General features: G+C 75.5%; 21 protein-coding genes. 16 read left to right on the forward strand and 5 right to left on the reverse strand.

The features are described 5' to 3' along the window. Positions 1–83: 83 nt before the first annotated feature. The 11 genes from bdeA (JE024_RS01735) to JE024_RS01785 all read left to right on the forward strand — a co-directional run bounded on the left by bdeA (JE024_RS01735) (position 84) and on the right by JE024_RS01785 (position 13,562). Complete coding sequence (bdeA, locus tag JE024_RS01735; protein ID WP_372449753.1) at positions 84–1,025, forward strand: bis(hydroxyethyl) terephthalate hydrolase; 942 nt, start codon at positions 84–86, stop codon at positions 1,023–1,025. Between the two features lie 135 nt (positions 1,026–1,160). After that, positions 1,161–2,111: a bis(hydroxyethyl) terephthalate hydrolase gene (gene bdeA / locus JE024_RS01740; RefSeq protein ID WP_205371853.1), complete on the forward strand. Its 951-nt coding sequence runs from the start codon at positions 1,161–1,163 to the stop codon at positions 2,109–2,111. A 380-nt stretch (positions 2,112–2,491) separates the two neighbouring features. Beyond that, positions 2,492–5,218, forward strand: a complete 2,727-nt coding sequence (locus JE024_RS01745; protein WP_205376317.1) for a helix-turn-helix transcriptional regulator — start codon at positions 2,492–2,494, stop codon at positions 5,216–5,218. A gap of 102 nt (positions 5,219–5,320) precedes the next feature. Next, positions 5,321–6,601, forward strand: coding sequence for a PucR family transcriptional regulator (locus JE024_RS01750; protein ID WP_205371854.1), 1,281 nt, complete (start codon positions 5,321–5,323; stop codon positions 6,599–6,601). Positions 6,602–6,739: 138 nt separating this feature from the next. Then, a complete protein-coding gene (locus JE024_RS01755) occupies positions 6,740–6,964 on the forward strand; it encodes a hypothetical protein (RefSeq protein ID WP_205371855.1) in 225 nt (74 codons plus the stop codon). Next, positions 6,961–8,571 (forward strand): sodium:solute symporter family transporter, encoded by a 1,611-nt coding sequence (locus JE024_RS01760; RefSeq protein ID WP_205371856.1) that lies wholly within the window; start codon positions 6,961–6,963, stop codon positions 8,569–8,571. The genes JE024_RS01755 and JE024_RS01760 overlap by 4 nt, the downstream gene beginning before the upstream one ends. A 100-nt stretch (positions 8,572–8,671) precedes the next feature. After that, complete coding sequence (locus JE024_RS01765; RefSeq protein ID WP_205371857.1) at positions 8,672–9,517, forward strand: ABC transporter ATP-binding protein; 846 nt, start codon at positions 8,672–8,674, stop codon at positions 9,515–9,517. After that, positions 9,514–10,305 (forward strand): ABC transporter ATP-binding protein, encoded by a 792-nt coding sequence (locus tag JE024_RS01770; protein WP_205371858.1) that lies wholly within the window; start codon positions 9,514–9,516, stop codon positions 10,303–10,305. Before JE024_RS01765 ends, JE024_RS01770 begins: the two co-directional genes overlap by 4 nt. After that, entirely contained in the window at positions 10,302–11,198 is an 897-nt protein-coding gene (locus JE024_RS01775; RefSeq protein ID WP_205371859.1) for a branched-chain amino acid ABC transporter permease, read from the forward strand. Before JE024_RS01770 ends, JE024_RS01775 begins: the two co-directional genes overlap by 4 nt. Then, a complete protein-coding gene (locus JE024_RS01780) occupies positions 11,191–12,303 on the forward strand; it encodes a branched-chain amino acid ABC transporter permease (protein WP_244882513.1) in 1,113 nt (370 codons plus the stop codon). The genes JE024_RS01775 and JE024_RS01780 overlap by 8 nt, the downstream gene beginning before the upstream one ends. After that, on the forward strand, positions 12,300–13,562 hold the full coding sequence (locus tag JE024_RS01785; protein WP_205371861.1) for an ABC transporter substrate-binding protein: 1,263 nt from the start codon (positions 12,300–12,302) through the stop codon (positions 13,560–13,562). Before JE024_RS01780 ends, JE024_RS01785 begins: the two co-directional genes overlap by 4 nt. A gap of 256 nt (positions 13,563–13,818) precedes the next feature. Here the strand turns inward: JE024_RS01785 and JE024_RS01790 are convergent, their stop codons facing one another. Further along, positions 13,819–14,019, reverse strand: coding sequence for a hypothetical protein (locus JE024_RS01790; protein ID WP_205371862.1), 201 nt, complete (start codon positions 14,017–14,019; stop codon positions 13,819–13,821). 189 nt (positions 14,020–14,208) lie between these two features. On the opposite strand from JE024_RS01790, the gene JE024_RS01795 reads away from it, so the two are divergent. Beyond that, positions 14,209–15,387, forward strand: coding sequence for a proteinase inhibitor I4 serpin (locus JE024_RS01795; protein WP_205371863.1), 1,179 nt, complete (start codon positions 14,209–14,211; stop codon positions 15,385–15,387). Between the two features lie 193 nt (positions 15,388–15,580). Here JE024_RS01795 and JE024_RS01800 read toward each other — a convergent pair whose 3' ends face one another. Beyond that, the gene (locus JE024_RS01800; RefSeq protein ID WP_205371864.1) at positions 15,581–16,942 is read right to left on the reverse strand and encodes an NAD(P)/FAD-dependent oxidoreductase; all 1,362 of its coding nucleotides are present in this window, start codon (positions 16,940–16,942) and stop codon (positions 15,581–15,583) included. Between the two features lie 295 nt (positions 16,943–17,237). Between JE024_RS01800 and JE024_RS01805 the strand changes: the two genes are divergently transcribed. Together JE024_RS01805 and JE024_RS01810 are read left to right on the forward strand one after the other, a co-directional pair. Further along, a complete protein-coding gene (locus JE024_RS01805; protein WP_205371865.1) occupies positions 17,238–18,485 on the forward strand; it encodes a cytochrome P450 family protein in 1,248 nt (415 codons plus the stop codon). A 102-nt stretch (positions 18,486–18,587) separates the two neighbouring features. After that, positions 18,588–19,865 carry an MFS transporter gene (locus JE024_RS01810; protein WP_205371866.1) on the forward strand — a complete coding sequence of 426 codons (1,278 nt, stop codon included), beginning with the start codon at positions 18,588–18,590 and terminating at the stop codon, positions 19,863–19,865. A 33-nt stretch (positions 19,866–19,898) separates the two neighbouring features. Here JE024_RS01810 and JE024_RS40830 read toward each other — a convergent pair whose 3' ends face one another. The 3 genes from JE024_RS40830 to JE024_RS01825 all read right to left on the reverse strand — a co-directional run bounded on the left by JE024_RS40830 (position 19,899) and on the right by JE024_RS01825 (position 24,319). Beyond that, positions 19,899–21,272, reverse strand: a complete 1,374-nt coding sequence (locus JE024_RS40830) for a PP2C family protein-serine/threonine phosphatase (RefSeq protein ID WP_244882515.1) — start codon at positions 21,270–21,272, stop codon at positions 19,899–19,901. 84 nt (positions 21,273–21,356) lie between these two features. After that, on the reverse strand, positions 21,357–22,349 hold the full coding sequence (locus tag JE024_RS01820) for a DUF3048 domain-containing protein (RefSeq protein WP_205371867.1): 993 nt from the start codon (positions 22,347–22,349) through the stop codon (positions 21,357–21,359). 137 nt (positions 22,350–22,486) lie between these two features. Continuing rightward, a complete protein-coding gene (locus JE024_RS01825; RefSeq protein ID WP_205371868.1) occupies positions 22,487–24,319 on the reverse strand; it encodes a glycoside hydrolase family 15 protein in 1,833 nt (610 codons plus the stop codon). A 149-nt stretch (positions 24,320–24,468) separates the two neighbouring features. On the opposite strand from JE024_RS01825, the gene JE024_RS01830 reads away from it, so the two are divergent. Beyond that, positions 24,469–25,326: a glycosyltransferase family protein gene (locus tag JE024_RS01830; protein ID WP_205371869.1), complete on the forward strand. Its 858-nt coding sequence runs from the start codon at positions 24,469–24,471 to the stop codon at positions 25,324–25,326. Positions 25,327–25,821: 495 nt separating this feature from the next. After that, entirely contained in the window at positions 25,822–26,916 is a 1,095-nt protein-coding gene (locus tag JE024_RS01835) for a glycosyltransferase (RefSeq protein WP_205371870.1), read from the forward strand. Positions 26,917–26,974 lie beyond the last annotated feature (58 nt).

Consider the following 26,974-nt stretch of genomic DNA (forward strand, 5'->3'; position numbering starts at 1 on the left):
CGGGATCCCCGACGGCGCCCGGTCCTCCCCGGCCGGGCGGCCGTCCCCGCGGGGGCCGCCACGACCGAGAGGACGACTCCGTCGTGCAGCTCACCCCCACCACCTCCCCCACACCCTCCGGCTCCGCGCCGGACACCCGGCCCGGACGGCGCCGTCACCGGACGCTCCTGGCCGGACTGCTCGCCACGGCGGCCGCCGCCGCCCTCACCACCGTCGCGGTGCCCGGCGCGCAGGCCGCCGACAACCCCTACGAGCGCGGCCCCGCGCCGACCACGTCGAGCATCGAGGCCGTGCGCGGGTCGTACGCCGTCTCGCAGACCAGTGTGTCCTCGCTGAGCGTCACGGGCTTCGGCGGCGGCACCATCTACTACCCGACGTCAACCTCCGACGGCACCTTCGGCGCGGTGGCCATCTCGCCCGGCTTCACCGCGTACCAGTCCTCGATCGCCTGGCTCGGGCCGCGCCTCGCCTCGCAGGGCTTCGTCGTCTTCACCATCGACACCAACACCACGCTCGACCAGCCCGACAGCCGGGGCCGCCAACTGCTCGCCGCCCTCGACTACCTGACGCAGCGCAGTTCGGTGCGGGCGCGCATCGACACGACCCGGCTCGGTGTGATGGGCCACTCCATGGGCGGCGGCGGCACGCTGGAGGCCGCCAAGAGCCGGCCCTCGCTCCAGGCCGCCATCCCGCTGACCGGCTGGAACCTGGACACGACCTGGCCGGAGGTCAGCACCCCGACCCTGGTCATCGGCGCGGACGGGGACACCGTCGCGCCCGTCGCCTCGCACTCGGAGCCGTTCTACCAGTCGCTTCCGAGTTCCCTGGACAAGGCGTACCTGGAGCTCAACAACGCCAGCCACTTCACGCCCAACACCTCGGACACGACGATCGCGAAGTACAGCATCTCCTGGCTCAAGCGGTTCATCGACAACGACACCCGCTACGAGCAGTTCCTCTGCCCCATCCCCCGCCCCAGCCTCACCATCGACGAGTACCGCGGCACCTGCCCCCACTCGTCCTGAGCCGCAGCCGCACCGGCCGGCCCGACGCACCACGGCCGGACGGCGGTTGCGCTCCGAGCGCGCCCGCCGTCCGGCACGGGTACCGGCGAATCCGCCGGTACCGCCATGCTCCACCCGAGAGGACGGGACCCCCTCATGCAGCGCAAGGACGACAGCGCCGGATCCACCACATCCACCGCATCCACCGCGCCGGCCGCCCGGCCCGGACGGCGCCCGCACCGCCGGCTCATGGCCGGGGTGCTGGCCACGGCCGCCGCGGCCGCCCTGACCACCGTCGCGGTGCCCGGCGCGCAGGCCGCCGACAACCCCTACGAGCGCGGCCCCGCGCCGAGCACGTCGAGCATCGAGGCCCTGCGCGGGCCGTACTCCGTCTCCCAGACCAGCGTGTCCTCGCTGAGCGTCACGGGCTTCGGCGGCGGCACCATCTACTACCCGACGTCGACCTCCGACGGCACCTTCGGGGCCGTGGTGATCTCCCCGGGCTTCACCGCCTACGAGTCCTCGATCGCCTGGCTCGGGCCGCGCCTGGCCTCGCAGGGCTTCGTCGTCTTCACCATCGACACCAACACCACGCTGGACCAGCCCGACAGCCGGGGCCGCCAACTGCTGTCCGCGCTGGACTACCTGACGGGCCGCAGCGCGGTCCGCTCCCGGGTGGACTCCTCGCGGCTCGGTGTGATGGGCCACTCCATGGGCGGCGGCGGCACGCTGGAGGCCGCCAAGACCCGGCCCTCGCTCCAGGCCGCCATCCCGCTGACCCCCTGGAACCTCGACAAGTCGTGGCCCGAGGTCAGCACCCCGACCCTGGTCATCGGCGCGGACGGGGACACCATCGCGCCCGTCGCCTCCCACTCGGAGCCGTTCTACCAGTCGCTTCCGAGTTCCCTGGACAAGGCGTACCTGGAGCTCAACAACGCCAGCCACTTCACGCCCAACACCTCGGACACCACGATCGCGAAGTACAGCATCTCCTGGCTCAAGCGGTTCATCGACAACGACACCCGCTACGAGCAGTTCCTCTGCCCCATCCCCCGCCCCAGCCTCACCATCGACGAGTACCGCGGCACCTGCCCCCACTCGTCCTGAGCCACCGCGCCGGGACCCTCCGGCACCGCACCACCGCACCACCGCGCCGAACCCTCCGGCGCCGAACCACCGCACCACCGCGCCGGGCCCCTCCGGCACCGCACCACCGCACCACCGCACTCCGCCCGGCGGCGGTCGCGCCTCCCGCGCGTCCGCCGCCTTCGCGCGCCCGGACACCGGCGCGCCCCCGCGGCCCCCGCCCCACCGCCTGTGCCGGCGCACAGAGTTGCCCCGCCCGGCTTGGGAGAACGGCCAGCGTCCTGACCCCGGACGCCGCCTTCGGCGCAGGTCAGAGTGGGTGCGACGGCCGCCCGGGCATGCGGAGCAGCCGCTTCCCCGGCGGGTTACGCGGACGTAACGTACCGGGCGTGACCGGAGACATGACCGCACAGGATTCCCTGCGGCTGTACGGCCGCACCACCGAACTGGCCGATGTGGCCGCCCTGCTGGAGCGGCTGCGGTCCGGCCCGGGCGGCGCCCTCGTCGTCGCCGGAGACCCTGGACTCGGGCGCAGCGCGCTGCTGGAGCACGCGATGCGCGGCTTCGGCGCCGGGGCCGCGCTGCTGGTCCGCGCGGAGCCGGGCGAGCGCCATCTGCCGTCGAGCGGGCTGAGATCGCTGCTGGCCTCCCACGCCCAGGTGCTCGGCCCGGCGCCGCGTTCCCCGGACGGTCCGCCGGAACCCGGGGAACTGCTCGACGCGCTGGGCAGCCGGCGCGGCTCGGGCGGGCCGCTGCTGGTGTGCGTCGACGACGCCGACCTGTGGGACGCGGGCTCCCGCGCCGCCCTCGGCTTCGCGGCGCGCCGCGCCGGCCGGCTGCGGGGCGTGGGGCTGCTGCTGACGGTGGCCGGACGGCGGGTGGACAGCCCGGAGTTCGCCGGCGTGCCCGCGGTCCGGCTGCGCCCGCTGGACGACGGGGCGGCCGGGGAGCTGCTCGACGAGCTGACCGGCGGCTCCTGCCCGTCGGCCGTCCGTGAGGAGCTGCTGCACGAGGCCGCCGGCAATCCCGCGCTGCTGACGGCGCTGGCGGACCGGCTGACGGCCCCGCAGTTGTCGGGGGTGGCGCCGCTGCCGCGGCCGCTCGCCGACGGCGGTGTCCTGATGCGCGTCGCCGGCGGGCGGCTCGCGGAGCTGGCCCCGGACGCGGGGACGCTGCTGCTGCTGGTGGCCGCGGCGCAGGAGCTCGCCCCCGAAGGACCCGGCGCGGACGCGGCGCTGGTGCTGCGGGCGGCGCGGGCGGCCGGGGTGCCGGCCGGGGCGCTGGACGCGGCCGAGGCGGCCGGGATCGTGCGCACCGCCGGGAGCCGGATCCGCTTCGACGACCCGCTGCTGCGCCGCGCGGTCCACGCGGGCGCGCCGCTGTCGCGGCGGCGGGCCGCGCACAGTCTGCTGGCCGCGGCGCTGCACGGGGTGCGGCACCGGCTGCCGCGGCTGCTGCACCGGGCGATGGCCGCGCAGGGGCCCGATCCCCGGCTGGCGGGCGTCCTCGCGGCCGTCGCGTCGTCGCCCGACATCCGGGCGGGGCACGGGGAGCGGGCGGTCGCGCTGGCCCGGGCGGGTGAGCTGTCGGCCGCGGGCAGCGCGCGGACCGCCCGGTTCACGGCGGGGGCCGAGCACGCCCGGCTCGCGGGGCTGCCGCACCGGGCCCGGGAGCTGCTCGCGGCGGCGGGCGAGGGGCCGGCGCACGACGCGGTGCGCGGTTCCGCGGAGCTGGTGCGGGGCACGCTGACGCTCCAGGACGGTCCGGTGGGCGACGCGTACGGCAGTCTGCTGCTCGCCGCCTCGCTGCTGGGTCCCTACGATCCGGAGCGTGCGCTGGTGGCCCGGCTCACGGCGCTGGCCGCGGCCTGGTCCGGGGGTGATCACGCGGCCTGTGTGGCGGCGCTCTCCGGTGTCGGACGGGGTCCGGTGGACGACTACCGCACCGGCATGCTGGCGGCGCTGAGCGCCCGGCTGGACGAGGCGCGGGCGCCGCTGCGGCGGGTGATGGAGCGCGCCGAGGCGGAGCAGGACCCGGAGCGTCTGGTGCAGGCCGGCAGCGCGGCGCTGGTGCTGGGCAACATCGCGGGCGCGTGCCATCTGGGCGCGCGGGCGCTGGCCGCGGCGAGGTCGCACGACGTGGCGGCGTACGTCCCCCGGGCGCTGGAGCAGCTCGCCTACGCCGAGCTGCGCGCGGGCCGGCACACCCGGGCGAGGGCCCATGCGGAGGAGGGGCTGCGGGTGGCCCACCGGGCGGGGCAGCGCAACACCGCGGCGCACCATCACGCCGTGCTGGCGTTCGTGGCGGCGGTGGAGGGGGACGCGCCGGCGGTGGCCCGGCACGCGGACGCGTCGCTGTCGGTGGCCGGGCCGCACGGGCTGGCGCAGGCCGCCACGCTCGCGGAGTGGGCGCGGGGGCTGGCCGATCTGGGGCGGGGCCTGGCCGCCGAGGCGGTGGCACGGCTGGGGCCGCTGGTGCGGCCCGGCCACCGCACGGGGCACTTCGCGCTGCGCTGGCTCGCGCTGCCGTGCTTCGTCGAGGCGGCGGTCCTGGCCGGTGAGCGGGAGGAGACGGCCGCCGCGGTGGAGGAGTTCGCCCTGTGGGCGGCGCAGGGCGCCGATCCCCAGGCGTCGGCGCAGCTCGCCCGATGCCGGGCGCTGCTGGCGCCGCCGGCCGCGGCCGAGGAGTTGTGGGGGCAGGCGCTGGCCCGGCACGAGCTGGCGGGCGGCGACTTCGAGCGGGGGCGGACCCTGCTGCTGTACGGGATGTGGCTGCGGCGCCGGCGGAGGCTGCGGGAGGCGCGCGGGCGGCTGCGGGACGCGCTGTGCGCGTTCGAGCGCTGCGGGGCGCGGGTGTGGGCGGACCAGACCCGCGCGGAGCTGCGGGCGACGGGCGGTGCGACGGGCGGGAGCGCCGGGCCGCTGGAACGTCTCACTCCGCAGCAGTTGCGGATCGCGCGGTGCGTGGCCGACGGGGCGACGAACCGGGAGGTCGCGCTGCGGCTGTCGGTGAGCCCCCGCACCGTCGACCACCATCTGCGGAACGTGTTCGCCGCGCTCGGTGTGCGATCGCGCGTGGAGCTGTCCCGTCTGGTCGACCGTGCCGAAAAGAGACCTTCACACCCCTAGGGACCGACCGGACGGTATGCGATCCTTCGGGTTCGACGCAATGTCCGGTTCGCGGGCCCGCACGCCCACGCCGGACGGAACCGATTTCGGTGGAGGGCCGCGATGCAGCACGTCGTACGAAGCCGGATCAGGGCGCTGCCCGACGTCCCGTCCGCCGTGGCGCACGGCACGGCGCGCGTCCGCTCGCTCGTCAACGCCGAGGCGCTCGGCGTGCTCCACCGGGCCGCGCGGGTCCTGCTGGACGACCTGCCGGAGCTGACCGACCGGCTGGTGGCCGAACTGCGCGACCAGGAACCGGCCTACCAGGCGGCGATCGAGTCCGACGCCGCCGATGTGTGGCAGGAGGTGCACCGGTCGCTGCGGCACAGCGTGAACTCCCTCATCGATCCCCGCAGCAGCCGGGACGCCGCCCGCCGGTGCTCCTGGAAGATCGGCGCGGGCCGGGCGGAGCAGGGGCTGCCGCTCGACGCGCTGCTGCACGCGTTCCGGCTCGGCGGGGCGATGGTGTGGCAGGGCCTGGTCGAGGAGACCGCCCGTCACCACCCCGACGACGTGCGGCTGCTGGTGCACGTGGCCGCCGACGTGTGGAACTTCGTGGACGAGCACTGCACCCTCGTCGCCGAGGCGTACCGCCAGGTCGAGCGCCGGCTCACCTGGCGCCGGGAGAACCGGCTGCGGGTGATGACGGCCGCGCTCCTGGACGGCACCACCCGGATCGCCGATCTCGCCGAGGTCTCGGCCGCGCTCGACCTCCCGGAGCAGGGGCGGTACGCGGTGGTGCTGGTCGACGGCCCGGGGTCCGCCTACGCGGGCGCCCGCACCGCGGCCGTGCTGCCGGGGACGCGCGTGGTGTGGCACACCGGGGCGGACGTGGAACTCGGCATCGTGCTGCTCACCGGCGAGGAGGGTCCCGACGGCACCCTGGCGAGGCTCGCCCGGGACGTCGCGGGACCGCCGGGCGCGCGGATCGGCATCAGTTCGGCCGTCGACGGCCTCGCCTCGGTGGGCGACGCCCGCCGGCTCGCGGAGACCGCGCTGCGCGCCTGTCCCGAGGGCGGCGGGACGGTGCTGCTCGACGAGCACCTGCCGGCCGCCCTGGTGGTGTCGGCCCCCGCGCTCGGCACCGCGCTCGCGGACCGGGTGCTCGGACCGCTGCTGCGGCTCGACCCGTCCGACCGGGACCTGCTGCTGGACACGCTCGCCGTGTGGCTCGACTGCGAGGGCTCGGCCCAGCGCGCCAGCAGCCGGCTGTACTGCCACCGCAACACCGTCCTCAACCGGCTGCGCCGCTGCGAGCAGCTCACCGGCCGGTCGCTGGCCCGTCCCGCCGACGTCGTGGAGATCTCCCTGGCCCTGACGGCCCGCCGGCTGCTGCGCGTCTGAGCCGGGTTTCCGCCCAACACCCTTACGCGGTAAGCCGGTTGTGAGCCCGCACAGCACGTCCGCACAGGTGCCGTGCGGGTGCACCGCCGGCCCGCCGCGCACTGGTCGGCGCGCCGGGCCCGTGGTGCCGTGACCGGCATGTCGATTACCCGTACGCGCCACCCGCGCGAACTCGTGTGGGCGGTGCGGCTGCTCGCCTTCCACCTCGCCCTGATCGCGGCCGGCGCCGCGGCCGGCGGCCTCCTCCCGGCGCCCCTGCTGTTCCTGCTCACCGCGGCCGACGCCGGTCTGCTCCTGTGGTGCCTGTCCGCCTTCGTGACCGGCGGCCGCGGTGCCCGGGGCACGGACGGTGAGGCGTCGTGACCGGCGGAAGCATCGACGGACACGCCCTGGCGCTGGTGCTGTTCGTGGCGTTCGTGTCCGTGTCCCTGCTGCTGTGCGGGCTCGCGGCGGCGGACTCCGACGACCCCGAGCAGTTCTACACCGGCAGCGCCACCGCACGGCCGGCGGCGAGCGGACTGGCCGTCGCCGGCGACTACATCTCGGTCGCCACCCTGCTGAGCACCACCGGCTCGGTCGCGCTCGTGGGCTACGACGGCGTCCTCTTCGCCTTCGCCACCGTGCTGTCGCTGACGCTGCTCGCCGTGGTGCTGGCCAAGCCCCTGCGCGGCAGGAACCGCTTCACCCTGGGCGACCTGCTGTCCCAGCGGCTGGGCGGGCGTCCGGTGCGGGTCGCGATGGGCGTGGCCGTGCTGGTGACGGTGCTGCCGCTGCTCGTCGTCCAGCTCGCCGCGGCCGGCGAGATCATGACCGTGATGCTCGACCTCCCCGAGGACGCCCTCACCGGCTGCACGATCGCCACCGGGGCGCTGATGGTCTGCTTCGCCGCGTCGGGCGGCATGCGCGGCACCGGGTACGTGCAGATCCTCAAGACCGTGGTCCTGGTGGCGGCCGTGCTGCTGCTCGCCGGGCTCGTCCTGGACCGCTTCGGCTGGAACCCGTTCAGCCTGTGGGACGCGGCGGCCGAGGGCAGCGGTCAGGGGGCCGCGTACGGCACCCCCGGGCTCCAGTTCGGGGACTCGGCGGCCGGCACCCTGGACCTGATCGGCTTCCATCTGACCCTCGCCCTCGGCGCGGCCTGCATGCCGCACGTGATGATGCGCCTGCACCCGATGCGCCCCGGACGCCATGTCCGGGCGACCATGGGCTGGGCCGTGGGCGCCGTGGCCGTGGTCTGCGCGGGCATCGTGGTCGTCGGCCTGGGCGCCGCGGCCCTGGTCGGCGCGGAGGTGCTGCGGGCGGCCGACCCGGCCGGCGGGACGGCCCTGCTGATCGTCACGGCCGCCCTGGACCCGGGGGTGGCGCCCGCGCACAGCGTGCTCTTCGCGTTCGTGGCGATCGCGGTGTTCGCGACCACCCTGGCCGCCGTCGCCGGGATCGCCGTGGCGGCCGCCGCCTCGCTCGCCCACGACCTCGCCCCCGCCGCGCGGCGCCGGGACCGGGCGGCCGGCCTGCCCGAGACCGGACGCGCCCGGCGCGCGGTCCTGGCCGTCGGCGCCGTCGCGGTCCTGCTGTCCGTGCTGGCACAGCACCGCAATCCGCAGATCCTGTTCTCCTTCACGTTCGCCGTCGCCGCGTCGGCCGTCGCGCCGGTGGTGATCCTGACGCTGTTCTGGCCGGGCACCACCGCCCGCGGGGTGCGGTGGGCGCTGTACGGCACCCCGGTGCTCACCGCCGTGCTCATGGCCATGTCCCCCGCCACCAGCGGCATTCCCACCGCGCTCTTCCCCGACCGGGACTTCCATGTGTTCCCGCTCCAGACACCGGGCCTGATCACCGTTCCCGTCGGCTTCGCGCTGTGTGTGCTCGGCTCGCGGTGGCGCCCGCGCCGTGGCGACGGGCCCGGCGGGGACCCCGGGCACTGGGCAGCCGCACAGCGGCCGGCCGCCGAGTCTGGGAACCGGCCCTGAGCCTGGTCCGGCGCCTGTACGGCGTCGTCGCGGCCGTGTTGTCGTAGCGCCGTCCCTCCCTCCGTCCGACTCCGCCGCCGCGCGGAACCGAGGAGCCGTGATGCCCCAACCACCCCCCGACAGCCGTCCGGCCCTGTGCGTCGACGCCCTCGACGTGCAGTACGGCCGGGCCGTGACCGCCCTGAACGGCGTGCGGCTCGACGTGCCGCACGGCGGGGTCGTGGCCCTGCTCGGTGCCAACGGCGCCGGCAAGACGACCCTGCTGCGCGCCGTCTCCGGGACGCTGCGGATGCACCACGGGGCCGTCACCGGCGGCACCATCCGCTACGGCGAGGTGACGCTCGACGGCCAGGACCCGGTCGCCGCCGTACGGGCGGGCGTCGTCCAGGTCCCGGAGGGCCGGCGGGTGTTCGCCGGCCTGAGCGTCGACGACAACCTGCGGGCCGGCGGCCTCGGCCTCGGCCGCCGGGCCCCCGCCCAGGTGCGGGAGGCGCGCGACAGGGTGTTCGGCCTGTTCCCGCGGCTCGCCGAGCGGACGGCCCAGCGGGCCGGTCTGCTCTCGGGCGGCGAGCAGCAGATGCTCGCCATCGGCCGCGCGCTGATGGCCGCGCCCAAGCTGCTGCTGCTGGACGAGCCCTCGCTCGGCCTCGCCCCGCTGATGGTGGAGCGGATCGCCGAGGTGGTGCGGGAGATCAACGCCCAGGGCACCTCCGTGCTGCTCGTCGAGCAGAACGCGGCGATGGCGCTGGCGCTGGCCGACGAGGCGTACGTCCTCGACGTCGGCGAGGTGCGGCTCTCCGGCCCCGCCGGGGAACTGGCCCGCACCGACGCGGTGCGCCGTCTGTACCTCGGCGAGGACCCGGGCGCGGCCGGTGACGGGGCCGCGACCCCCGCCGGCGCGGCGTCCGCTCCCGCGCCCGCCGACGAGGGGAAGGGCGCCGCGTGAGCACTGCTCCCCCGCCGCTGCACGTCCGCGGCATCACGGTGCGCTTCGCGGGTCTGACCGCGCTCGACGACCTGTCGTTCACCGTCGCGCCCGGCACCATCCACGCGCTGATCGGCCCCAACGGCGCCGGCAAGTCGACCTGCTTCAACGTCCTGTCCGGTCTGACCCGTCCCGACTCCGGCACGGTCAGCCTGGGCGAGCAGGAGCTGACGGGTCTGCCCGTCCACAAGATCGCCTCGCTCGGCGTCGCCCGCACCTTCCAGAACATCGTCGTCACCGCGGGCACCGTCGGCGACAACCTGATGCTCGGCCGGCACACCCTGTCCAGGGCCGGCTTCGCGGCCAGCGCGCTGCGCCTGCCCAGCGCCGTCCGCGAACAGCGCGAACACCGCGCCCGGGCCCGTGAGATCGCCGAACTGACGGGCCTCGGACCGCTCTTCGACAGCCCGGTGGCGCTGCTCTCCTACGGCGACCGCAAGCGGGTCGAACTGGCCCGCGCCCTGTGTCTCGAACCGCGCGTCCTGCTGCTCGACGAGCCGGTCGCCGGCATGAACGGCGGCGAACGCGCCCGCACCGTCGAGGTCCTGCGCACCGTGCGCGAGGAACTCGGCCTGTCCGTACTGCTGGTGGAGCACGACATGGCCCTCGTCATGCGCCTGGCCGAGGACGTCACCGTCCTCGACTTCGGGCGGCGGATCGCCGCCGGCGCGCCCGATGTCGTGCAGGCCGACCCGGAGGTCCGCCGCGCCTATCTCGGCGCCCCCGCCACCGAGGAGCGAACCCCATGAACACCGTGCTCGACATCGTGCTGAACGGGCTGGCCCTCGGCTCGGTCTACGCCCTCGTGGCACTCGGCTTCGTCATCATCTTCAAGGCCTCGGGCGTGATGAACTTCGCCCACGGCTCCCTGCTGCTGCTCGGCGGCTATCTGACCGCGGTCCTCCACGACAGCCTGGGCTTCGCCGGCGCGCTCGCGGTCGCGGTGCTGGCCACCGCCGCGGTGGCCGGGCTGGTCGACCGGGTGCTGCTGCGGCGGCTCGGCACCGACCCGCACACCGCGCATGTGCTCACGATCCTGACGATCGGCGTGGACATCGTCCTGATGACCGACCTCGCCCGGCGGATCGGCGGCGACCTGCTGTCGCTGGGCGACCCGTGGGGCGGCTCGGTCGCCACCCTCGGATCGGTGACCGTCGCGCACAGCAGGATCGCCGCGATCGTGACCTCCGTCCTGGTCATCGGCGGTGTGTTCGCGCTGTTCCGGTACACCGGCTGGGGACTGTCGCTGCGCGCGGCGGCCGAGGACCGGGAGGCCGCGGCGCTGATGGGCATCCGCCTGAGCCGCATCCGCACCCTGTCCTGGTGCCTCGCGGGCCTGCTCGCGGCGCTCGCCGCGGTGTTCCTCGCCGCCTTCCCCGCGCCGGGCCTGGAGCGCACCACCGGGCAGATCGCGCTGAAGGCGTTCCCCGCGGCCATCCTCGGCGGGATGACGTCACCGCCCGGGGCGCTCGCCGGCAGCCTGCTGATCGGGGTGACCGAGGCCGTGGTCGCGGGCTACCAGTCCGAACTGTCGGTGCTCGGCGACGGGTTCGGCGACGTCGCCCCGTACGCCGTGATGGTGCTGGTCCTGCTGGTGCGGCCCGCCGGGCTGTTCGGTGCGAAGGAGTCCGTCCGTGTCTGACCGCATCGTGAAGGCCGCGGGACTGGTCCTGCTGTGTGTGCTCCCGCTGTACGTCGACGCCTTCTGGCTCCAGGTGGGCCTGTTCGCGATGGCGGCCGCGATCGGCGCCGTCGGGCTCAACGTGCTCTCCGGCACCGCGGGGCAGCTCTCCCTCGGCCACGCGTTCTTCCTCGCCGTCGGCGCCTACGGGTACGTGTGGCTGGCCGGCGAGCCGGGGCCCGGGCTGCCGCCCGCCGTGGCGCTGGTGCTCGCGGTCGCGCTGGCCGGCGCCGCGGGCGGGCTGTTCAGCCCGGTCGCCGCACGGGTGCGCGGGGTGTACCTCGGAGTGGCCACGCTGGCCCTGGTGTTCATCGGCCACCATGTGATGCTCAGCGCGGAGCCGGTCACCGGCGGCTTCAACGGCCGCTCGGTGCCGCCGATGGAGATCGGCGGGTTCACCTTCGCCGCCACCGACCCCGAACTGGTCGTCCTCGGTGTGCCGTTCGGCGCCGAGGAGCGGCTGTGGTACCTCGGGATCGCGCTCCTCGCGCTCACCTGGTTCACCGCCCGCGGCATCCTGCGCGGCCGCCCCGGCCGGGCGCTCACCGCGCTGCGCGACAGCGAGACGGCGGCCGCCGTGATGGGCGTCTCCCTCGCCCGGCACCGCTCGTCCGCCTTCGTGCTGTCGTCGATGTACGCGGGGCTCGCCGGAGTGCTGCTGGCCCTCGCGTTCCGCCGGATCGTGCCCGACTACTTCGGGCTCGCGCTGTCCATCGACTATCTGGCCATGATCGTCATCGGCGGGCTCGGCTCGGTGGCGGGGGCAACCGCCGGCGCGGTGTTCGTCACCGCGCTGCCGCTGCTGATGGCCCGGTACGCCGACCAGCTCCCGCTGGTCGCCGCCCCGGGGGCCCCCGGTCACGCCGTGGGCCCGACCGAGGCGTCCCGCTACCTCTACGGCGTCGCGATCATCCTCATCCTGCTCTTCGCCCCCGACGGCCTGCACGGTCTCGCGCGCAGGGCACGGCAGCGCCTGCGCCGCGGCCCCGCCCGGACGCCGTCGCCCGCCGCCGCACCGTCCGACCCCTCCGGCCCCGCCGCCCGACCCAAGGAGCACATCTCGTGAACCGCACCGCAAGAACCGCCATCGCCGTCTCCTGCGCGGCCTTCGTCCTCGCAGGCGCCGGATGCAGCACCAAGTCCGGTGGCAGCTCGACCGACGACGCCGGCGCCGACGGGGTCAAGGGCGGCCCCGGGGTCACGGCGGACGCCATCACCCTGGGCGCGCTCACCGACCTGAGCGGCCCCTACGCCACCCTCGGCAAGAGCATCGTGCAGGCCCAGCAGATGTGGGCCGACGACGTGAACGCCCAGGGCGGCATCTGCGGCCGCAAGGTGGCCATCACCGTCAAGGACCACGGCTACGACGTGCAGAAGGCGGTGTCCGCGTACACCGAGATCTCCCCGTCGATCGTCGCCATGCCGCAGGTGATCGGCTCCCCCGTGGTCGCGGGCCTGCTCGACGACATCCAGCGCGACAAGGTCCTCACCTTCCCGCAGGCGTGGGCCGCGTCCCTGCTGGGCAAGGACGCCGTCCAGGTGCTCGGCACCACCTACGACATCGACATGATCAGCGCGGTCGACTTCCTGACCCGCACCAAGGGCGTCGCGAAGGGCGACAAGATCGGCCACGTGTACTTCGAGGGCGACTACGGCTCCAACGCCCTGGAGGGCTCCACCTGGGCGGCCGGGAAGGCCGGCGTCACGGTGGTCGGCCAGAAGATCAAGGCCACCGACACGGACCTGTCCGCGCAGGTCACCGCGCTGCGCAAGGAGGGCGTGAAGGCGATCCTGATCAGCGCCGGACCGGCGCAGACCGCGTCCCTGGTGGGCGTCGCGGCCTCGCGGGGCATGCAGGTGCCGGTCGTCACCAGCGCGCCGGGCTTCGCCCCGCAGCTCATGGAGACCCCGGCCGAGCCCGCGCTCGCCGCCATGCTGCACGTCGTCAGCGCCGCCCCGCCCGTCAGCTCCGAACTGCCCGCGGTGAAGAAGATGGTGGCCGACTACACCAAGAAGTACCCGGGCTCCCCGGTGGACTCGGGTGTGCTGTCCGGCTACAACGCGGCCCAGCTCATGGCGGCCGACCTGAAGGCGGCCTGCGAGGCGAAGGACCTGAGCCGCGAGGGCCTGGTCAAGGCGCACCGCTCGCAGTCGGCGGTGGACACCGGCCTGGGCACGCCGCAGAACTTCTCGGACGTGTCGCGCCCGGCGACGTACCACACGTACATCACCAAGCCGGACAAGAAGGCGGCCGGCGGGACGGTCCTGGTGGAGGACGCCCACGAGCTGCCCGCCTCCAAGGAGTACATCGAGTCCCGCGGCTGACACCCCGTCCCGCCGAACGAGCCGGCCCCCGCCCCCGCCGAGGGGTCGGGGGCCGGTTCGCGTGTCCTGAAGGGGCGCGGGCGGTGCGCCCTTCGGCACGTGGGCTGAAGGAGGGAGTGCGGTGCGCCCGTGGCGAGTGAGCCGAAGGGGCGCGGGCGGTGCCGAAAGGGAGAGCGCGCGGAGGTCCCGAGGAACGAGGGATCGAGCACGGTCGACCGTCGGGACCGTCTTGAGCGCCCCGGAGGCGAACCGAGCCCTACGAGATGGGCGCGTCGCCGGTGATCGCAGTGGTCTCGCCGGTGAGGTCGGTGGGGAGCGTGTCCAGCTGGCTCAGGGCGTCCCCGGGGTTCAGCGCCCCGTCGAGGGCGTCCGCCTGGGCCGCGGGCGGCGGGCTGACGGCGGCGATGACCGCGCCGGTGGCGAAGGACATGACGGCAAGGATGCTGCGCTTCTTCATGGCCCTTCCAACGGCGCGGACGGCCCCGGGGACACGGGCTCGGCCGGACCAACCCCGGTTCGTCCGCGTCCGCCCAGGTCATACGGGTGCGACGGCCGGGAATGCTCTGGGCCGGACGGGGCCCGGAGGGATAGCGTGCTGCCGCGTGCGCCCGGCGGGAGGGCCGCGCTGCGACGGAGGGGGACGCGGATGCGACCGGCGGAGCGGGCCGTGCGCGCGGTGAACGGGCTCACCGCCCGCTGGGCGGCCACCGCGGACGGCGGGGACACCGTCTTCTCGGCGGCCGGTGTGTGGCCGCTGCTGGCCCTGCTCGGCGCCGCCGCCGACGAGCGTGCCGCGCCCGGGCTGGAGGACGCCGTCGGCATGCCCCGCGGTGAGGCGGCGTTCGCCGCGCGGGAGCTGACGGCCGCGCTCGCGGACGTGCGGGGCCTGCGCTCGGCGACGGGTCTGTGGGCCGCCGAGGGGCTTGCGCTGCGGCCGGAGTGGGTGGCGGAGCTGCCACCGGACACGCTGGGCCGCCTGACCGGCGACCCGGTGGCCGACACCGCCGCCCTGGACGCCTGGGCGTCCGCCCGCACCGGCGGGCTGATCGGCGCGATGCCGCCGGTCTGCGCCGAGGGGACGGAACTCGTGCTCGCGGCCGCCCAGGCGGTGCGCACCCGGTGGCTCCAGGGCTTCCGGGAGGTCCGGCTGTCTCCGGCGTCCGGGCCGTGGGCGGGGCGTTCCCTGGCGGGGCTCGCCCGGACGACGTCGCTGCTCGCCGGCCTGGGGGTGGCGGCGACGGACGCCGGGCCGGTGTCGGTGCTCAGGGTGCTGGGCGACACCGGGATCGACGTCCATCTGCTGCTGGGCGGCGAGGACATGGCGCCGGGCGCGGTCCTGGAAGGCGGCATCGGGGTGCTGTCCGGCCGCCGCACCGCCGTGCCCGCCGACCGGCTGCCCATCGGGGCGGCCGGCCCCGGGGTGAGCGTCGGCACGGTGCCCGCCACCCGGCGGGATCCGCAACTGCACGCACGCGTCAGCCCGTTCATGCTGCGCTCGGATCACGATCTGCTGGAGCAGGAGGCGCTGGCCGGACTCGCCGACGCCCTGGGCGGCGGCGGGCACTTCCCCGGGATCGGTTCGCGGGCGACGGCGCCGGCCGCGGCGGCGCAGTCGGTGATGGCGGTGTTCGACGCCGACGGCTTCGAGACGGCGTCGGTGTCGGCCGTGGGCACCCGGGCGGGCGGGGCGCCCCGGGCGGCACGGCACGTGGTCCGGCGGGTGGAAGCCGTCTTCGACCGCCCGTTCGGATTCCTGACGGTGCACCGGACCTCGTCACTGGTGCTGTCCGCCGGATGGGTGAGCAGCCCCGTGCCGAGCGCCTGAGCCGCGGACGGGTGAGCCGTGGCCCGGTATCCGAGCCGCGGACGGGTGAGCCGTGGCCCGGCATCCGAGCCGCGGACGGGTGAGCCGTGGCCCGGCATCCGAGCCGCGGACGGGTGAGCCGTGGCCCGGCGCACGGGCCCCGCGCACGAGGCGGTCCCCGGGACGGGCGCGGCCGCGCCCGTCCCGGGGAGTCTCAGATGCCGGCGCGCAGCGCGGCGGTGTGCTCGCGGACCTGGTCGTCGCTGAGGTACGCGTCGGTGTACTCGAAGTCCCGCAGCGTGCCGGGCTTGCGGGCCAGGAAGCCGGTGCGCACGAAGTCGTCCCCGGCCACGGCGTTGAGCAGCCAGTTGGTGAGGACCCGGGTCTTGGCGACCCCGGTGCGCACGGCGCCCCAGTGGTAGCCGCGGGCCACGACCTGTGCGGGCAGTCCGCGCAGTTCGATGCCGAGCGGCTTGGAGACGGCGTCCTTGCCGCCCAGGTCGACGACGAGCCCGAGGTCCTTGTGCACATAGGGCTCCAGCGGCGCGCCGCGCAGGGAGGCGATGACGTTGGCGGCGGCCTTGCGGCCCTGGCGCATGGCGTGCTGGGCGGTGGGCGGGCAGACGGCGCCGTCGCCCTTCGCGAGGTCGGGCACGGCCGCGGCGTCGCCGAGGGCGAAGACCCCGTCCGCGCCGGGGACGGTCATGTCGGGCCGTACCAGCAGCCGGCCCTTGACCGTCTCGGTGCCGAGGGTGGCCATCAGGGGGCTGGCCGCGACTCCGGCCGTCCAGATGAGGGTGCGGCAGGGCAGTTCGCGGCCGTCGGTGAAGGTGACGGTCTCCGGGCCGGCCTTGGCGACGGAGACGCCGAGGGAGACCTCGATGCCGCGCCGGTGCAGGATGTCCAGGGCGACGGCGCCGAGCCGGTCGCCGAGTTCGGGCATCAGCTTCGGGGCGATGTCGATCAGGTGCCACTTGATCTGGCGGGGGTCCAGGCGCGGGTAGCGCTTGACGGCGGCCGTGGTGAGGCGTTGCAGGCAGGCCGCGGTCTCGGTGCCCGCGTATCCGCCGCCGACGACCACGAACTGGAGCCGGGAGGCCCGCTCGGCCTCGTCGTGGCTCGCGTCCGCGATGTCGAGCTGGGCGATGACGTGGTCGCGGATGTAGGCGGCTTCGGCGAGCGTCTTCATCCCGCGCGCGTGTTCGACCAGTCCGGGGATGTCGAAGGTCCGGGTGATGCTGCCGGGCGCGAGGACCAGATGGTCGTAGCGCTGGGCGACGGTCTCCCCGGTGATCTTGCGGACGACGACCGCCTTGGCGGCGGTGTCGATGCCGATGGCGCCGCCGGGGACGATACGGGTGCGGTGGCGGGTGCTGCGCCGCAGGGACAGGGCGACCGACTGGGGTGTCAGCACGCCGGCGGCGACCTGGGGCAGCAGCGGCAGGTAGAGCTGGTAGGAGAACGGCGTCACCAGGAGGATCTCGGCTTCCCCTGGGGACAGTTCGCGTTCCAGGCGGCGTACGCACTCGACTCCGGCGAAGCCGGCGCCCACCACGAGAATCGTCGGTCGTGCCACGGTTTCTGTGTCCCTTCTGCGACGGTGAGGTCTCCTCGCCGGCTGCGGTGTCTCCCCCCTGTCCCGGCGGTCCGGGGGCCGCGGGGCGGGCCGTGGGGGCGAGCCGCCAGCACGTCGATTCTCCGCCAGCGGGCGCGACGCTGCCTGCCCAGACGCCCGGGTGCCCGCTGCGGGCGGCGCCATGCCCGTCCGGCGCCTCCTGTCCCGCTTTATAGGGGTCGGTGCCCTCTGTGCGCGTGGCCGTGGCCTGATTACGCTGCGCTGGAAAGGATCATCTTCAAGCCATGGAGCGTTCGTGGAACTCAAGCGTCGTAAGCCGTACGTACTCGACCCGCAGGCCGATCCGGTGGCCCAGGCCAGGGAGTTGCGCGCGCTCGGGCCCCTGGTAGCCGTCGAGCTGCCGGGCGGGGTCGCGGCCTGGTCGGCGACCGATCTGGTGACGGCGCAGCAGGTGCTGGCCCACGAGGACCTCACCAAGGACGCGGCCCACTGGCCGGATCTCGTCGAGGGGCGGATACCGGACGACTGGGAGCTGATCGCCGTGGTACGCGGTGCGGCGATGCTCCACCAGGGGGGTGACGACCACCGAAGACTCCGGAGTCTGGCGAGTGCCGCCTTCACCCGGGCGCCGATCGAGGCGATGCGTCCGCGGGTGGCGGAGATAGCGCGGGAGCTGCTGGACGCGGCCGACCGCGGGGACGGCGGGGTGGTGGATCTGCGGGAGAGCTACGCGTACCCGCTTCCGGTGCGGGTGGTCTGCGAGCTGCTGGGCGTGCCCGACACCGCGGTGTCGGAGCTGCGCGACCGCTTCGAGCGCCTGGTCACCCCCGGCGCGCCGGGCGACGGCGGGAACATCCAGGAGGCCGTGGGGGCCATCTACGCCTCCCTCGGGGAACTGATCCGCGCCAAGCGCGCCGCGCCCGGGGACGATCTGACCACGGCCCTGATCCAGGCCAGGGACGACGAGGACCGGCTGAGCGAGCAGGAGCTGGTGGAGACCCTGTTCCTCATCATGATCGCCGGTCACGAGACGAGCATCCACGCCATCACCAACACGGTGCACGCCCTGCTGGACGACCCCGCGGCCCTGGAGCGGGTGCTGGCCTCCGACGCGCCCGGGAAGTGGGCGGACGCCGCCGAGGAGGGGCTGCGCTTCTCGTCGCCGGTGCCGCACGCGCTGATGCGCTACGCCGTCAGGGACACCGAGATCGCGGGTGTGCGGGTGGCCCAGGGCGATCCCGTGATCGCCAGCCTCTTCACCGTGGGACGGGACCCGGGCCGCCACAGCGACCCCGAGCGCTTCGACCACACCCGCTCCACCCGCCGCGACCACGCCGCCTTCGGCTTCGGGGCCCACTACTGCCTGGGGGCGCGGCTGGCCCGGCTGGAGATCGAGGTCGCCCTCGGCACGCTGTTCGAGCGCTTCCCCGAGCTGGCGCCCGCCGACGAGTCGTTCGGGTCGGACCGCTACTCGTCCATCCCGATCCAGGGTCTGCGCACCCTGCCGGTGCGGCTGCGCGCCTTCGCCCCGGCCACCGGCTGAGGGACACGGCCCGGGGCGGGAACCGGCCACCGGGGGACGGACGGGCGGAGGCGACGCAATCCCCTAGTGGTCCAGACCTCTCGACTGGTAGACCTCGGGTCCGTGACAGACGAAACCGCGACGGGCCCGAAGGGCCCCGCCTCCCCCGTGCTCCCGGATCCGCCCGCCCCGCTCCGGGCGGATCCGGGGCCGGGCCCCGGGAACCGCAACTTCCGGCTCTTCTTCGCGGCCCGCGCGGTCGCGGTCCTCGGGGACGGCATGATCCCCGTCGCCCTGGCCGCCGGGCTGCTCGACGCCGGCCGGCCCGCCTCGTCGGTGGGCTACGCCCTGGGGTCCTGGATGGGCTCGTTCGCCCTGCTGGTGCTCTTCGGCGGGGTGCTGGCGGATCGTTTCACCGCGCGTCGCATGATGATCGTCGCCGACATCCTGCGACTGGTCGGCGGCGTGGTGCTGACGGTGCTGTTCACCACCGGCAACCCGCCGCTGTGGGCGGTGTACGCGCTCAGCGCGCTGGCGGGTGTCGGCGCCGCGCTGTTCCAGCCCGGGGTCGCCAGCACCATCCCGCGGGTCGCCCCGGACGTGCAGCGCGCCAACGCCGTGCTGCGGGTGTCCGAGGCGCTGATGACCATGGCGGGCCCGGCCTTCGCCGGTCTGGTGGTCTCCCTCGCCGGCGCGGGCGCGGTCTTCGGGGCGAACGCCCTCACCTTCGGCGTCAGCGCGGTCTGCCTCGCCCTGATGCGCCTCGCCCCGCTCCCCGGCGACGACGCGAAGCGCGGCTCGATGGCGGCGGAACTGGTCGACGGCTGGCGCGAGTTCCTGGCCCGGAGCTGGCTGTGGCAGGTCATCGCGGTGTGGACGGTCTACGGGCTGACGGTCCTCGGGCCGATGCTGCCGCTCACCGCGACCCTGGTGACGCAGGAGCACGGCTCGGCCTCCTACGGCGTACTGATGGCGGTGAACGGCGCGGGCAGCGCGGCCGGCGGTCTGCTGGCCCTGCGCACCCGCCCGGCGCGGCCGCTCGCCGCCGGCGCGGTGGCGCTGCTCGGTGTGCCGGTGAACACCGTCCTGCTGGCCTCGGACGCGCCCGTGGCGGTGCTGGGGGCCGGGCAGTTCGTGCTGGGCACCTCGTTCGCGTTCTGGCTGGTGATGTGGTCGACCTCGGTGCAGACCCATGTCCCCCAGGAGGCCCTCAACCGGCTGCACGCCTACGACGTGGCGGGCTCGCTGCTGATGCTGGCGGCCGGCCGGGCCCTGGCGGGGCCCGCGGCGGAGGTGCTGGGGCTGCGCCAGGTGCTGCTGGGCGGCTCGGTGATCGGCGTGGCGGTGATGTGCGTCCTGCTCCTGCTGCCGTCGGTGCGACGGCTCCCCCGGGCCGGGTAGCCCCGCCCGGACGGGTGCGCCGCGGGCGGGGGCTCAGCCCGGGCCCGCGCCGTCCGCATCGGCGGGCCGCCGGCGGATGCGGGCGGCGAGCACCGCGACGTCGTCCTCGGCGTGCTCGGCGTCGCACCGCGCGAGGACGGCGTCCAGCAAGTCCTCGGCGCCGATGCCCGGCGCGGCCCAGCGCCCGGTGACACGGGCCAGGGAGACGTCGATGTCCTCGTCCCTGCGCTCCACGAGGCCGTCGGTGAACATCAGCAGCGTCTCGGTGCCGCCGAGGGCCAGGGTGAGCGGCTCGTACCCGCCCGCGCCGGTGCCGAGGGGCGGCCCCACCGGCACGGGCACCAGTGCCGCGTCGCCGTCGGCGGTGAACAGCACCGGGGGCAGATGGCCGGCGCCGGCGAAGGTCGCCATCCCGCGCGCCGGATCCACCCGCACCAGCAGACAGGTGGCCGGCCTGCGGTCCGTCATGGCCGCCACGGTGGCGTCGAGGTGCCGCAGCACCCGGTGCGGCGGAAGGTCGGCGGAGGCGACGTAGCGCAGGGCCGAGCGGTAGGCGTTCATGTCGACGGCGGCGTCGAGGCCGTGGCCCATCACGTCGCCCACCACGAGCAGGGTGCGCCCGTAGTGCAGCCGGACGGTCTCGAACCAGTCGCCGCCGACCAGGTTGCTGCGGCCGGACGGCAGATAGCGGGTGGCGATCTCCAGGTTCGGGTGCGGCCGGCCGGGCTCGGCGAGCAGGGCGCGCTGGAGGTTGAGCGCCGTGCCGCGGGCGGAGGCGTGGGCACGGGCATGGCCGATCAGCAGCGCGGTCAGATGCGCCGCGTAGCGCAGGCTCCCGGTCTCGTCGCCGGTGAACCCCTTCCCCTCCCGGGCGGCGACCAGCACCCCGTGGACCCGGCCGTGGGCGAGCATCGGGATCCGCAGCACGGTGGGGGCGCGTCCGCGCGGGGTCCGCGCGGCGGGAGCGCCCAGCAGTTCGGTACGCCCCCGGGCGACGGCGCGCACCAGGGGCCCCGCGGCCCCGGGCGGCCCGGCGGCGGGTGAGGCGCCACTGCCGGCCACGGGTGCGGCCGCAGCCGCGGCCCCGTTCCCGGACTCCCCGCCGGGCGCGGTCCGTTTCCCGGTCCCCGCCCCGGATCCGGACCCGGTCGCGGGTGGAGCCCCGGTCGTGTCCCCCGACCCGGACCCGGTCGCGCCCCCGGCTCCGGGGGCTCCCGCGGCGGCGCCGGCCGCCGCCTCGGGCAGGACGTCGACCGCGGCGGCGTCGCACAGCCCCGGGCACAGGTATCCGGCGAGTTCCTCGCACAGCACCCGCTCGTCGAGGGCCGTGCCGATGGCGTCCAGTGCCCGCTCGGCCGCCCGCAGGCGGGCACGCGCACGGTCGCGCCGCCCGTGTATCCCGAACAAGGCCACCTCCCTCGGCCGCCCTCCTACGACGTCACCACATCGGCGGTGCCGCCGCACGGCGGGCCGTGGCCCGCCGTGCCGGGGTCATTCCGGGGCGAGCACGATCCAGACCTGCCCGGGGGCGAAGGTCATCCGCTCGCCCGCGGCGGTGGTGAAGACGGTGTCGCCCGTCGCCGTCCGCCGCTCCCAGCGGGTGTCGAACGCGCGTCCGTCGCGCAGCACCAGGGCCCGCCCGGATCCGACCGTCTCGGTGTAGGGGGTGACACCGCCGAAGCGGTCGCCGAACTCCGAGGGCCGGACGGTCGTGTACTGCACGACGACGGTGGCCGGAGCGAGCGGACCGCCGTCGGTGGTGGCCGCCGGCGTGCCGTCCATCGCGACGCGCCAGCCCTTGTCGGCGGCGGACCAGGTGAAGGTGTAGCGGGCGGAGGGGTAGCGCACGGTGTGCGTGGCGGCGGGGCGGCCCTCCTCGGGCGCGGGGCCGAAGCGCAGCCCGATGTCGGTGGCGTCGCCGACGTCGCCCGCCGCGGTCAGGGCGCGCTCGGGGCGCAGGTAGAGGTTGTGCGGGGCGGGCCGGTCGCCCGAGCGTTCGTATGCGCGCGGCGCCGTGCCGGGCGGGACCGCCTCCAGGGGTGCGGCCTCGATCAGCGGACGCAGCGCCGTCTGGGCGCCGGAGTAGGCGAGCGCCGGGCGGTCGAACTGCCGGAGCAGTTCGAGGTCGGACTCACGGGCGCTGCGCACCGGGCCGACGCGGGGCGGCAGCCGGGAGGAGAACACCGCGAGGATCCGGGTGAGGCCCGCCTCGACCTGTTCGACGTAGACGAGGTCGGCCTGGCCGAGCCCGGTGTGGGGGCGGGCCGGGCGGACGTTGTCGATCTTGACGGCGAGGACCGGGGCCGGCCGGGCGGGCAGGCCGGTGAAGTACGAGGTGTCCTGCGCGCTGCGCCCGCCGGAGGGCGTGGGGGAAGGCCCGCCGCCGGCACACCCGGTCACCAGGCCGAGGACGAGGGCCGCGGCCGTGCACGCGGCCGCCGCGGCGCCGCCGCGTCCCCGCTGTCGTACGCCCCGTCTGCCCATGGGGCTCCTCCTGTCTCACGCACCGCCATCGGCACAAACGGACATTCACCGGCACTGAAGGGGCTCTCACGGTTCGCGCATCGTCCGGGGGACGCGCGGCCCCGCACGCGATCGCGCCGGCGGCCGGCGCGGGTGCCTCACGCGTGGGCTCCGGCGGGGCTGCGCCGGTCGCTCCGGCGGCGCCCGTTCTCCCTGGTGCCGTGCAGCGCGAAGGCGGCGTTGACCAGGGCGACATGGCTGAACGCCTGCGGGGTGTTGCCGAGTTGCCGGCGGACCACCGGGTCCCACTCCTCGGCGAGCAGCCCGACGTCGTTGCGGACGTCCAGCACCCGTTCGAAGACGTCGCGCGCCTCGTGCCGGCGCCCGGTGAGCGCGAGGGCGTCCGCGAACCAGAACGAGCAGGCGAGGAAGGTGCCTTCGCCGCCGGTGAGGCCGTCGACGTCGTGCACCTCGTCGCCGCCCGTCGAGTAGCGGCGCAGGAAGCCGTCGTCGCCGAGCCGCCGCACGGCGTCGATGGTGCCCAGCAGCCGGGGGTCGTCGGGGCGCAGGAAGCCGAGGCGGGGCAGGAGCAGCGCGGAGGCGTCGACGTGGTGGGTGCCGTAGTACTGGACGAAGGTGGAGCGCTCGTCGTCCCAGCCGAGCCGGCAGACCTCCTCGGCGATCTCGCCGCGCATCGCCCGCCAGCGGTCCGCCGATCCCCGCAGGCCCGCGACGCGGGCCATCCGCAGGGCGCGGTCGGCCGCGACCCAGGACATCACCTTGGAGTGGACGAAGTGACGGCGCGGGCCGCGAACTTCCCAGAATCCGGCGTCGGGTTCCCTCCAGTGCTTGCCCAGGTAGTCCATGAACGAGGCGAGCAGCGCCCAGACGTGCCGGCCGATGGGCACCTCCGCGCGCATCGCCGAGTAGACGGTGTTGACGACCTCGCCGTACACGTCGAGCTGGAGCTGTCCGACGGCGGCGTTGCCGAAGCGCACCGGCTGCGAGCCCTCGTAGCCGGCGAGCCACTCGGCGTTGCTCTCGACCAGCCGGCGCTGGCCGCCGACGCCGTACAGCGGCTGGAGATCGGCCGGTTCCCCGGCGATGGCCCGCACCAGCCAGTCCTTCCAGGCGACGGCCTCCTCGCGGTATCCGCTGCGCAGCAGGCAGGAGAGGGTGAACGTCGAGTCGCGCAGCCAGCAGAAGCGGTAGTCCCAGTTGCGCTCCCCGCCGATGTGCTCGGGGACGGAGGAGGTGACGGCCGCGACGATGCCGCCGGTGGGGGCGTAGGTCAGCGCCTTGAGGGTGATCAGGGAGCGCATGACGGCGTCGGAGAAGGGCCCCCGGTAACGGCAGTTCGCGGCCCAGGAGCTCCAGAACTCCAGGGTCTGGTCCAGGGCTGCCAGGGGGTCGATCGTCATGTCCGGCGCGATGTGGGAGGGGCTCCAGCCGAGGACGAAGGCGATCCGCGTCCCGGCCGGGACGGTGAACCGTGCCGAGGTGCAGCGCCTGCTGACGTCCGTGCCGAGGGTGCGGTCGCAGTGGAGGAAGGCGGAGTCCGGCCCGGCGACGGCGGCCGCCGTCCGGGCGTCGACGCTCCAGGACCAGGGCACGATCCGGCCGTTGTCGAAGCGCAGCCGCAGTTCGCTGGCCATCTCGACCCGGCCGGACAGCCCCTCGACGATGCGCACGACCAGGGGGCCGGAGCCGCGTGAGGGCATGAAGTCGGTCAGGCGCACGGCGCCCGCGGTGGTCTCCCACACGGTGTCGAGGACGAGGGTGTCGCCGCGGTAGGAGCGGCGGGTGCAGCGCCGGCGGTCGGCGGGACCGATCCACCAGTGGCCGTTCTCCTCGTCGCCGAGGAGGGCGGCGAAACAGGCGGGGGAATCGAAGCGGGGCGCGCACATCCAGTCGATCGACCCGTCGGTCCCGACGAGTGCCGCGGTCTCCCGGTCGCCAATGAGGGCGTAGTCCTCGATTCGCCCGGCCATAGCCGGAATTCTAGTCCTGTCGGTGCCCGGCGCGCTGCCCGGCGCGTGCGGGGCCCGTTCCGCTTGCCCCGCCGCGCACGCCGGAAGCATCATGAAATGTCCGAGTGCACCGGTCGGTGCACGGGCCGGCTCCGCCGGAGGCGATCGCCTTGGTCAGTCATCCGCTGCGCCGGGCCACGGACCGCGCCCCCGACCGGGCCGCGGCCGCCGCTCCGGCCCCCGCCCCGTCGCGCCCCTCGGTCTCCCTGGTCGTCCCCGTGCGCGGCGACGCCCGCGGCGCGGACTGGCTGCTGGAGCAAGTGCCGGGCTGCGTCGAGGAGATCGTCCTGGTCGGTGACGCCCGTGCGCTGGCGCGCGTGCGGGTGCCCGCGCCGGTGGCGGGCGCCGTGCGCAGGATCGAGCAGCCGGGCGCCCGCAAGGGCGACGTGCCGCACGCCGGGATGCTCGCCGCGTGCGGTGAGCGGGTGGTGCTCATCGCGTCCAACGGGAGCATGTCGCCGAAGGAGATCCCGCACTACCTGCACTACCTGGACAGCGGGTACGACTTCGTCAAGGGGTCGCGCTTCATCGCCGGCGGGTGCAGTGCGGGCTATCCGCTGGTGCGCAGGGCCGGGCATGTGCTGCTGCTGTTCGTCGCACGCCGGCTGTACGGCCAGCGTCTGACCGACCTGTGGTACGGCTTCTGCGCCTTCCGGCGGGAGTTCGTCCCGGTGCTGGACCTGCGGCCCGACGGTGTGGAGCTGGGCGCGGAGATGGTCGTGCACGCGCTCCACTACGGCCTGCGGGTCACGGAGGTCCCGGGGATGGAACGCGCCCGCCCTCCGGAGGCGTTGCGGGCCGCGACGTTCCGCGACGGCACGCGGATCCTGCGCACGATGCTGCGGGAGCGCCCCCGGACCGCGCTGCCGCGGCTGCTGCGGTTGCTGACGCCGGGTGCGCGGCGCCCTCCGAGCCGGGGCGCGGCACCGGGCGGCGGCGCTGCGCCGCCGCCCGGCGACAGGGCGTGAACGCTGCCCCGGGGACCGGCTCCCCCGGGGCGGCGGCTCCATTGACTGCCGGAATTCGTTGGGTTTAGCCTGAATTCAGGCTTGTGTACCGTATGGGGTCCGATGCCGCTCGGACCCGGTGCGGATCCGCGAGCGGACGGGAAGAGGTTCGGATGCCTTCACAGCAGGTCGGCCGCACCGCGGCGCCGCCGGTTCCGCACCCGCTGCGCCGGGTGACGGACTGGCCCGCGCGGCCCGCCCCCGCCGCCCGCCGGCGCCTGGGGACGCATCCCGCACGGCGGGCCACCGACCACCTCCACCACGCCGCACCGGACCGTCGCCCGGCCGCCCGCCGCCGGTGCCCGACCGCGCGGCGCAGGCGCTCGCGCTCGGCCGGCGCCCACTCCTCCCGAAGCCGGGGCGCCGACGACTCGGACGGCGGTCCGGAACCTCCCCCGCCCACGAGCCGCCGCCGCGACACCCCCGGACCCGCGTCGCCCCGACGGGGGGGACGTCATGTCCGGTGAACGGGGGCCGCAAGTGCTGCTGCTGACCGCGGGGCCGCTGGACGGGCCGGAGACCCCCGGCACCGACCTCGCGCGCGAACTGCTGGGCACCGTGCCGCACGTCGAGTACGCCTGGTTCCGGCGCTGGTGGGGCAGGGTCCGGCGGGCCGGCGAGGTGCCCGGCGGGCAGGGGGTGTCCGTGATCAGCCGCGAGGGCGCGCCGTCGCCCGCGGTCCGGCTCCAGATCCTGACGGCCGCGGTACTGTCGGCCCGGCGCACGGATCTGGTGCACGCCGTGCTGCCCGTCGGCCCCGGCTTCGCCGCGTTCTCCCGGATGTGGCCGCGGGTGGCCGGCCGCCGCCCCGTGCTGCACACCGTGCCCGCCGCCGTGGAGGGCGCCGACCTGGCCGACTGCCGGCCGCTGGGGCGGACGGTGGCCCTGTCGGAGGCGACCGCGCGGCAGCTCATGGAGGCCGGCTTCGGTGACGTACGGGTGGTGAACCCCTCGATCCGGCTGGACCTGTGGCCGCTGCGGCGGCGGCAGGAACGCACCCCGCCGATGGTGCTCGCGATCGGCGACGGCGGCACCGAGGAGGCCATGCTGTCCGCCGGGGTCGCGGCCCGGGCGGGCGCCCGCTTCCAGCTCGTGCTGGCGCTGACCGGGGACGGCCCGGGCGCCGCGGCGTCCCGGCCGCCGGAGGACCTGCTGCGCGGCATCGCGGCGCGGGAGGGGCTGCTGGACATGGAGGTGCTGCGGCACATCGGGGACCTCCCCGGGCTGCTCGCCGCGGCGGACGTCCTCCTGTACGTGCCCCGGCGGATGACCGGCCGGGCGGACGTGCCGCCGATGGTGCTGCGGGCGCTGGCGACGGGCCGGCCGGCGATCCTCAGCGATCTGCCGGAGTTCGCCGGGCTGAGCGACACCGTGCTGCGCACCCCGCCGGCCGACCCCCACCACACCGGCCATCTGCTGCGGCAGTTGCTGGACCGCCCCTGGTGGTGGGACCGGATCGCCGAACGCGGACGCGCCACGGTCGCCGGCCGCTTCGGCCCCGACCGCTGCGCCGCCGCGTACACCCGCCTCTACCGCGAACTGCTGAGCTGACCGGACCGCGTCCCTCCGGACCGGGCCGCACACCCGAGGCCCGCACGGGCCGCCCACC

Origin of the sequence: Streptomyces zhihengii, from assembly GCF_016919245.1 — a bacterium.
Classification (GTDB): Bacteria; Actinomycetota; Actinomycetes; order Streptomycetales; family Streptomycetaceae; genus Streptomyces; species Streptomyces zhihengii.

Coding starts and splice junctions, on each gene's coding strand:
- bdeA (WP_205371853.1), top strand. CDS start 1,161: ATGCAGCGCAAGGACGACAGCGCCGGATCCACCACATCCACCGCATCC.
- JE024_RS01745 (WP_205376317.1), top strand. CDS start 2,492: ATGACCGCACAGGATTCCCTGCGGCTGTACGGCCGCACCACCGAACTG.
- JE024_RS01750 (WP_205371854.1), top strand. CDS start 5,321: ATGCAGCACGTCGTACGAAGCCGGATCAGGGCGCTGCCCGACGTCCCG.
- JE024_RS01755 (WP_205371855.1), top strand. CDS start 6,740: ATGTCGATTACCCGTACGCGCCACCCGCGCGAACTCGTGTGGGCGGTG.
- JE024_RS01765 (WP_205371857.1), top strand. CDS start 8,672: ATGCCCCAACCACCCCCCGACAGCCGTCCGGCCCTGTGCGTCGACGCC.
- JE024_RS01775 (WP_205371859.1), top strand. CDS start 10,302: ATGAACACCGTGCTCGACATCGTGCTGAACGGGCTGGCCCTCGGCTCG.
- JE024_RS01790 (WP_205371862.1), bottom strand. CDS start 14,019: ATGAAGAAGCGCAGCATCCTTGCCGTCATGTCCTTCGCCACCGGCGCG.
- JE024_RS01795 (WP_205371863.1), top strand. CDS start 14,209: ATGCGACCGGCGGAGCGGGCCGTGCGCGCGGTGAACGGGCTCACCGCC.
- JE024_RS01820 (WP_205371867.1), bottom strand. CDS start 22,349: ATGGGCAGACGGGGCGTACGACAGCGGGGACGCGGCGGCGCCGCGGCG.
- JE024_RS01825 (WP_205371868.1), bottom strand. CDS start 24,319: ATGGCCGGGCGAATCGAGGACTACGCCCTCATTGGCGACCGGGAGACC.
- JE024_RS01835 (WP_205371870.1), top strand. CDS start 25,822: ATGTCCGGTGAACGGGGGCCGCAAGTGCTGCTGCTGACCGCGGGGCCG.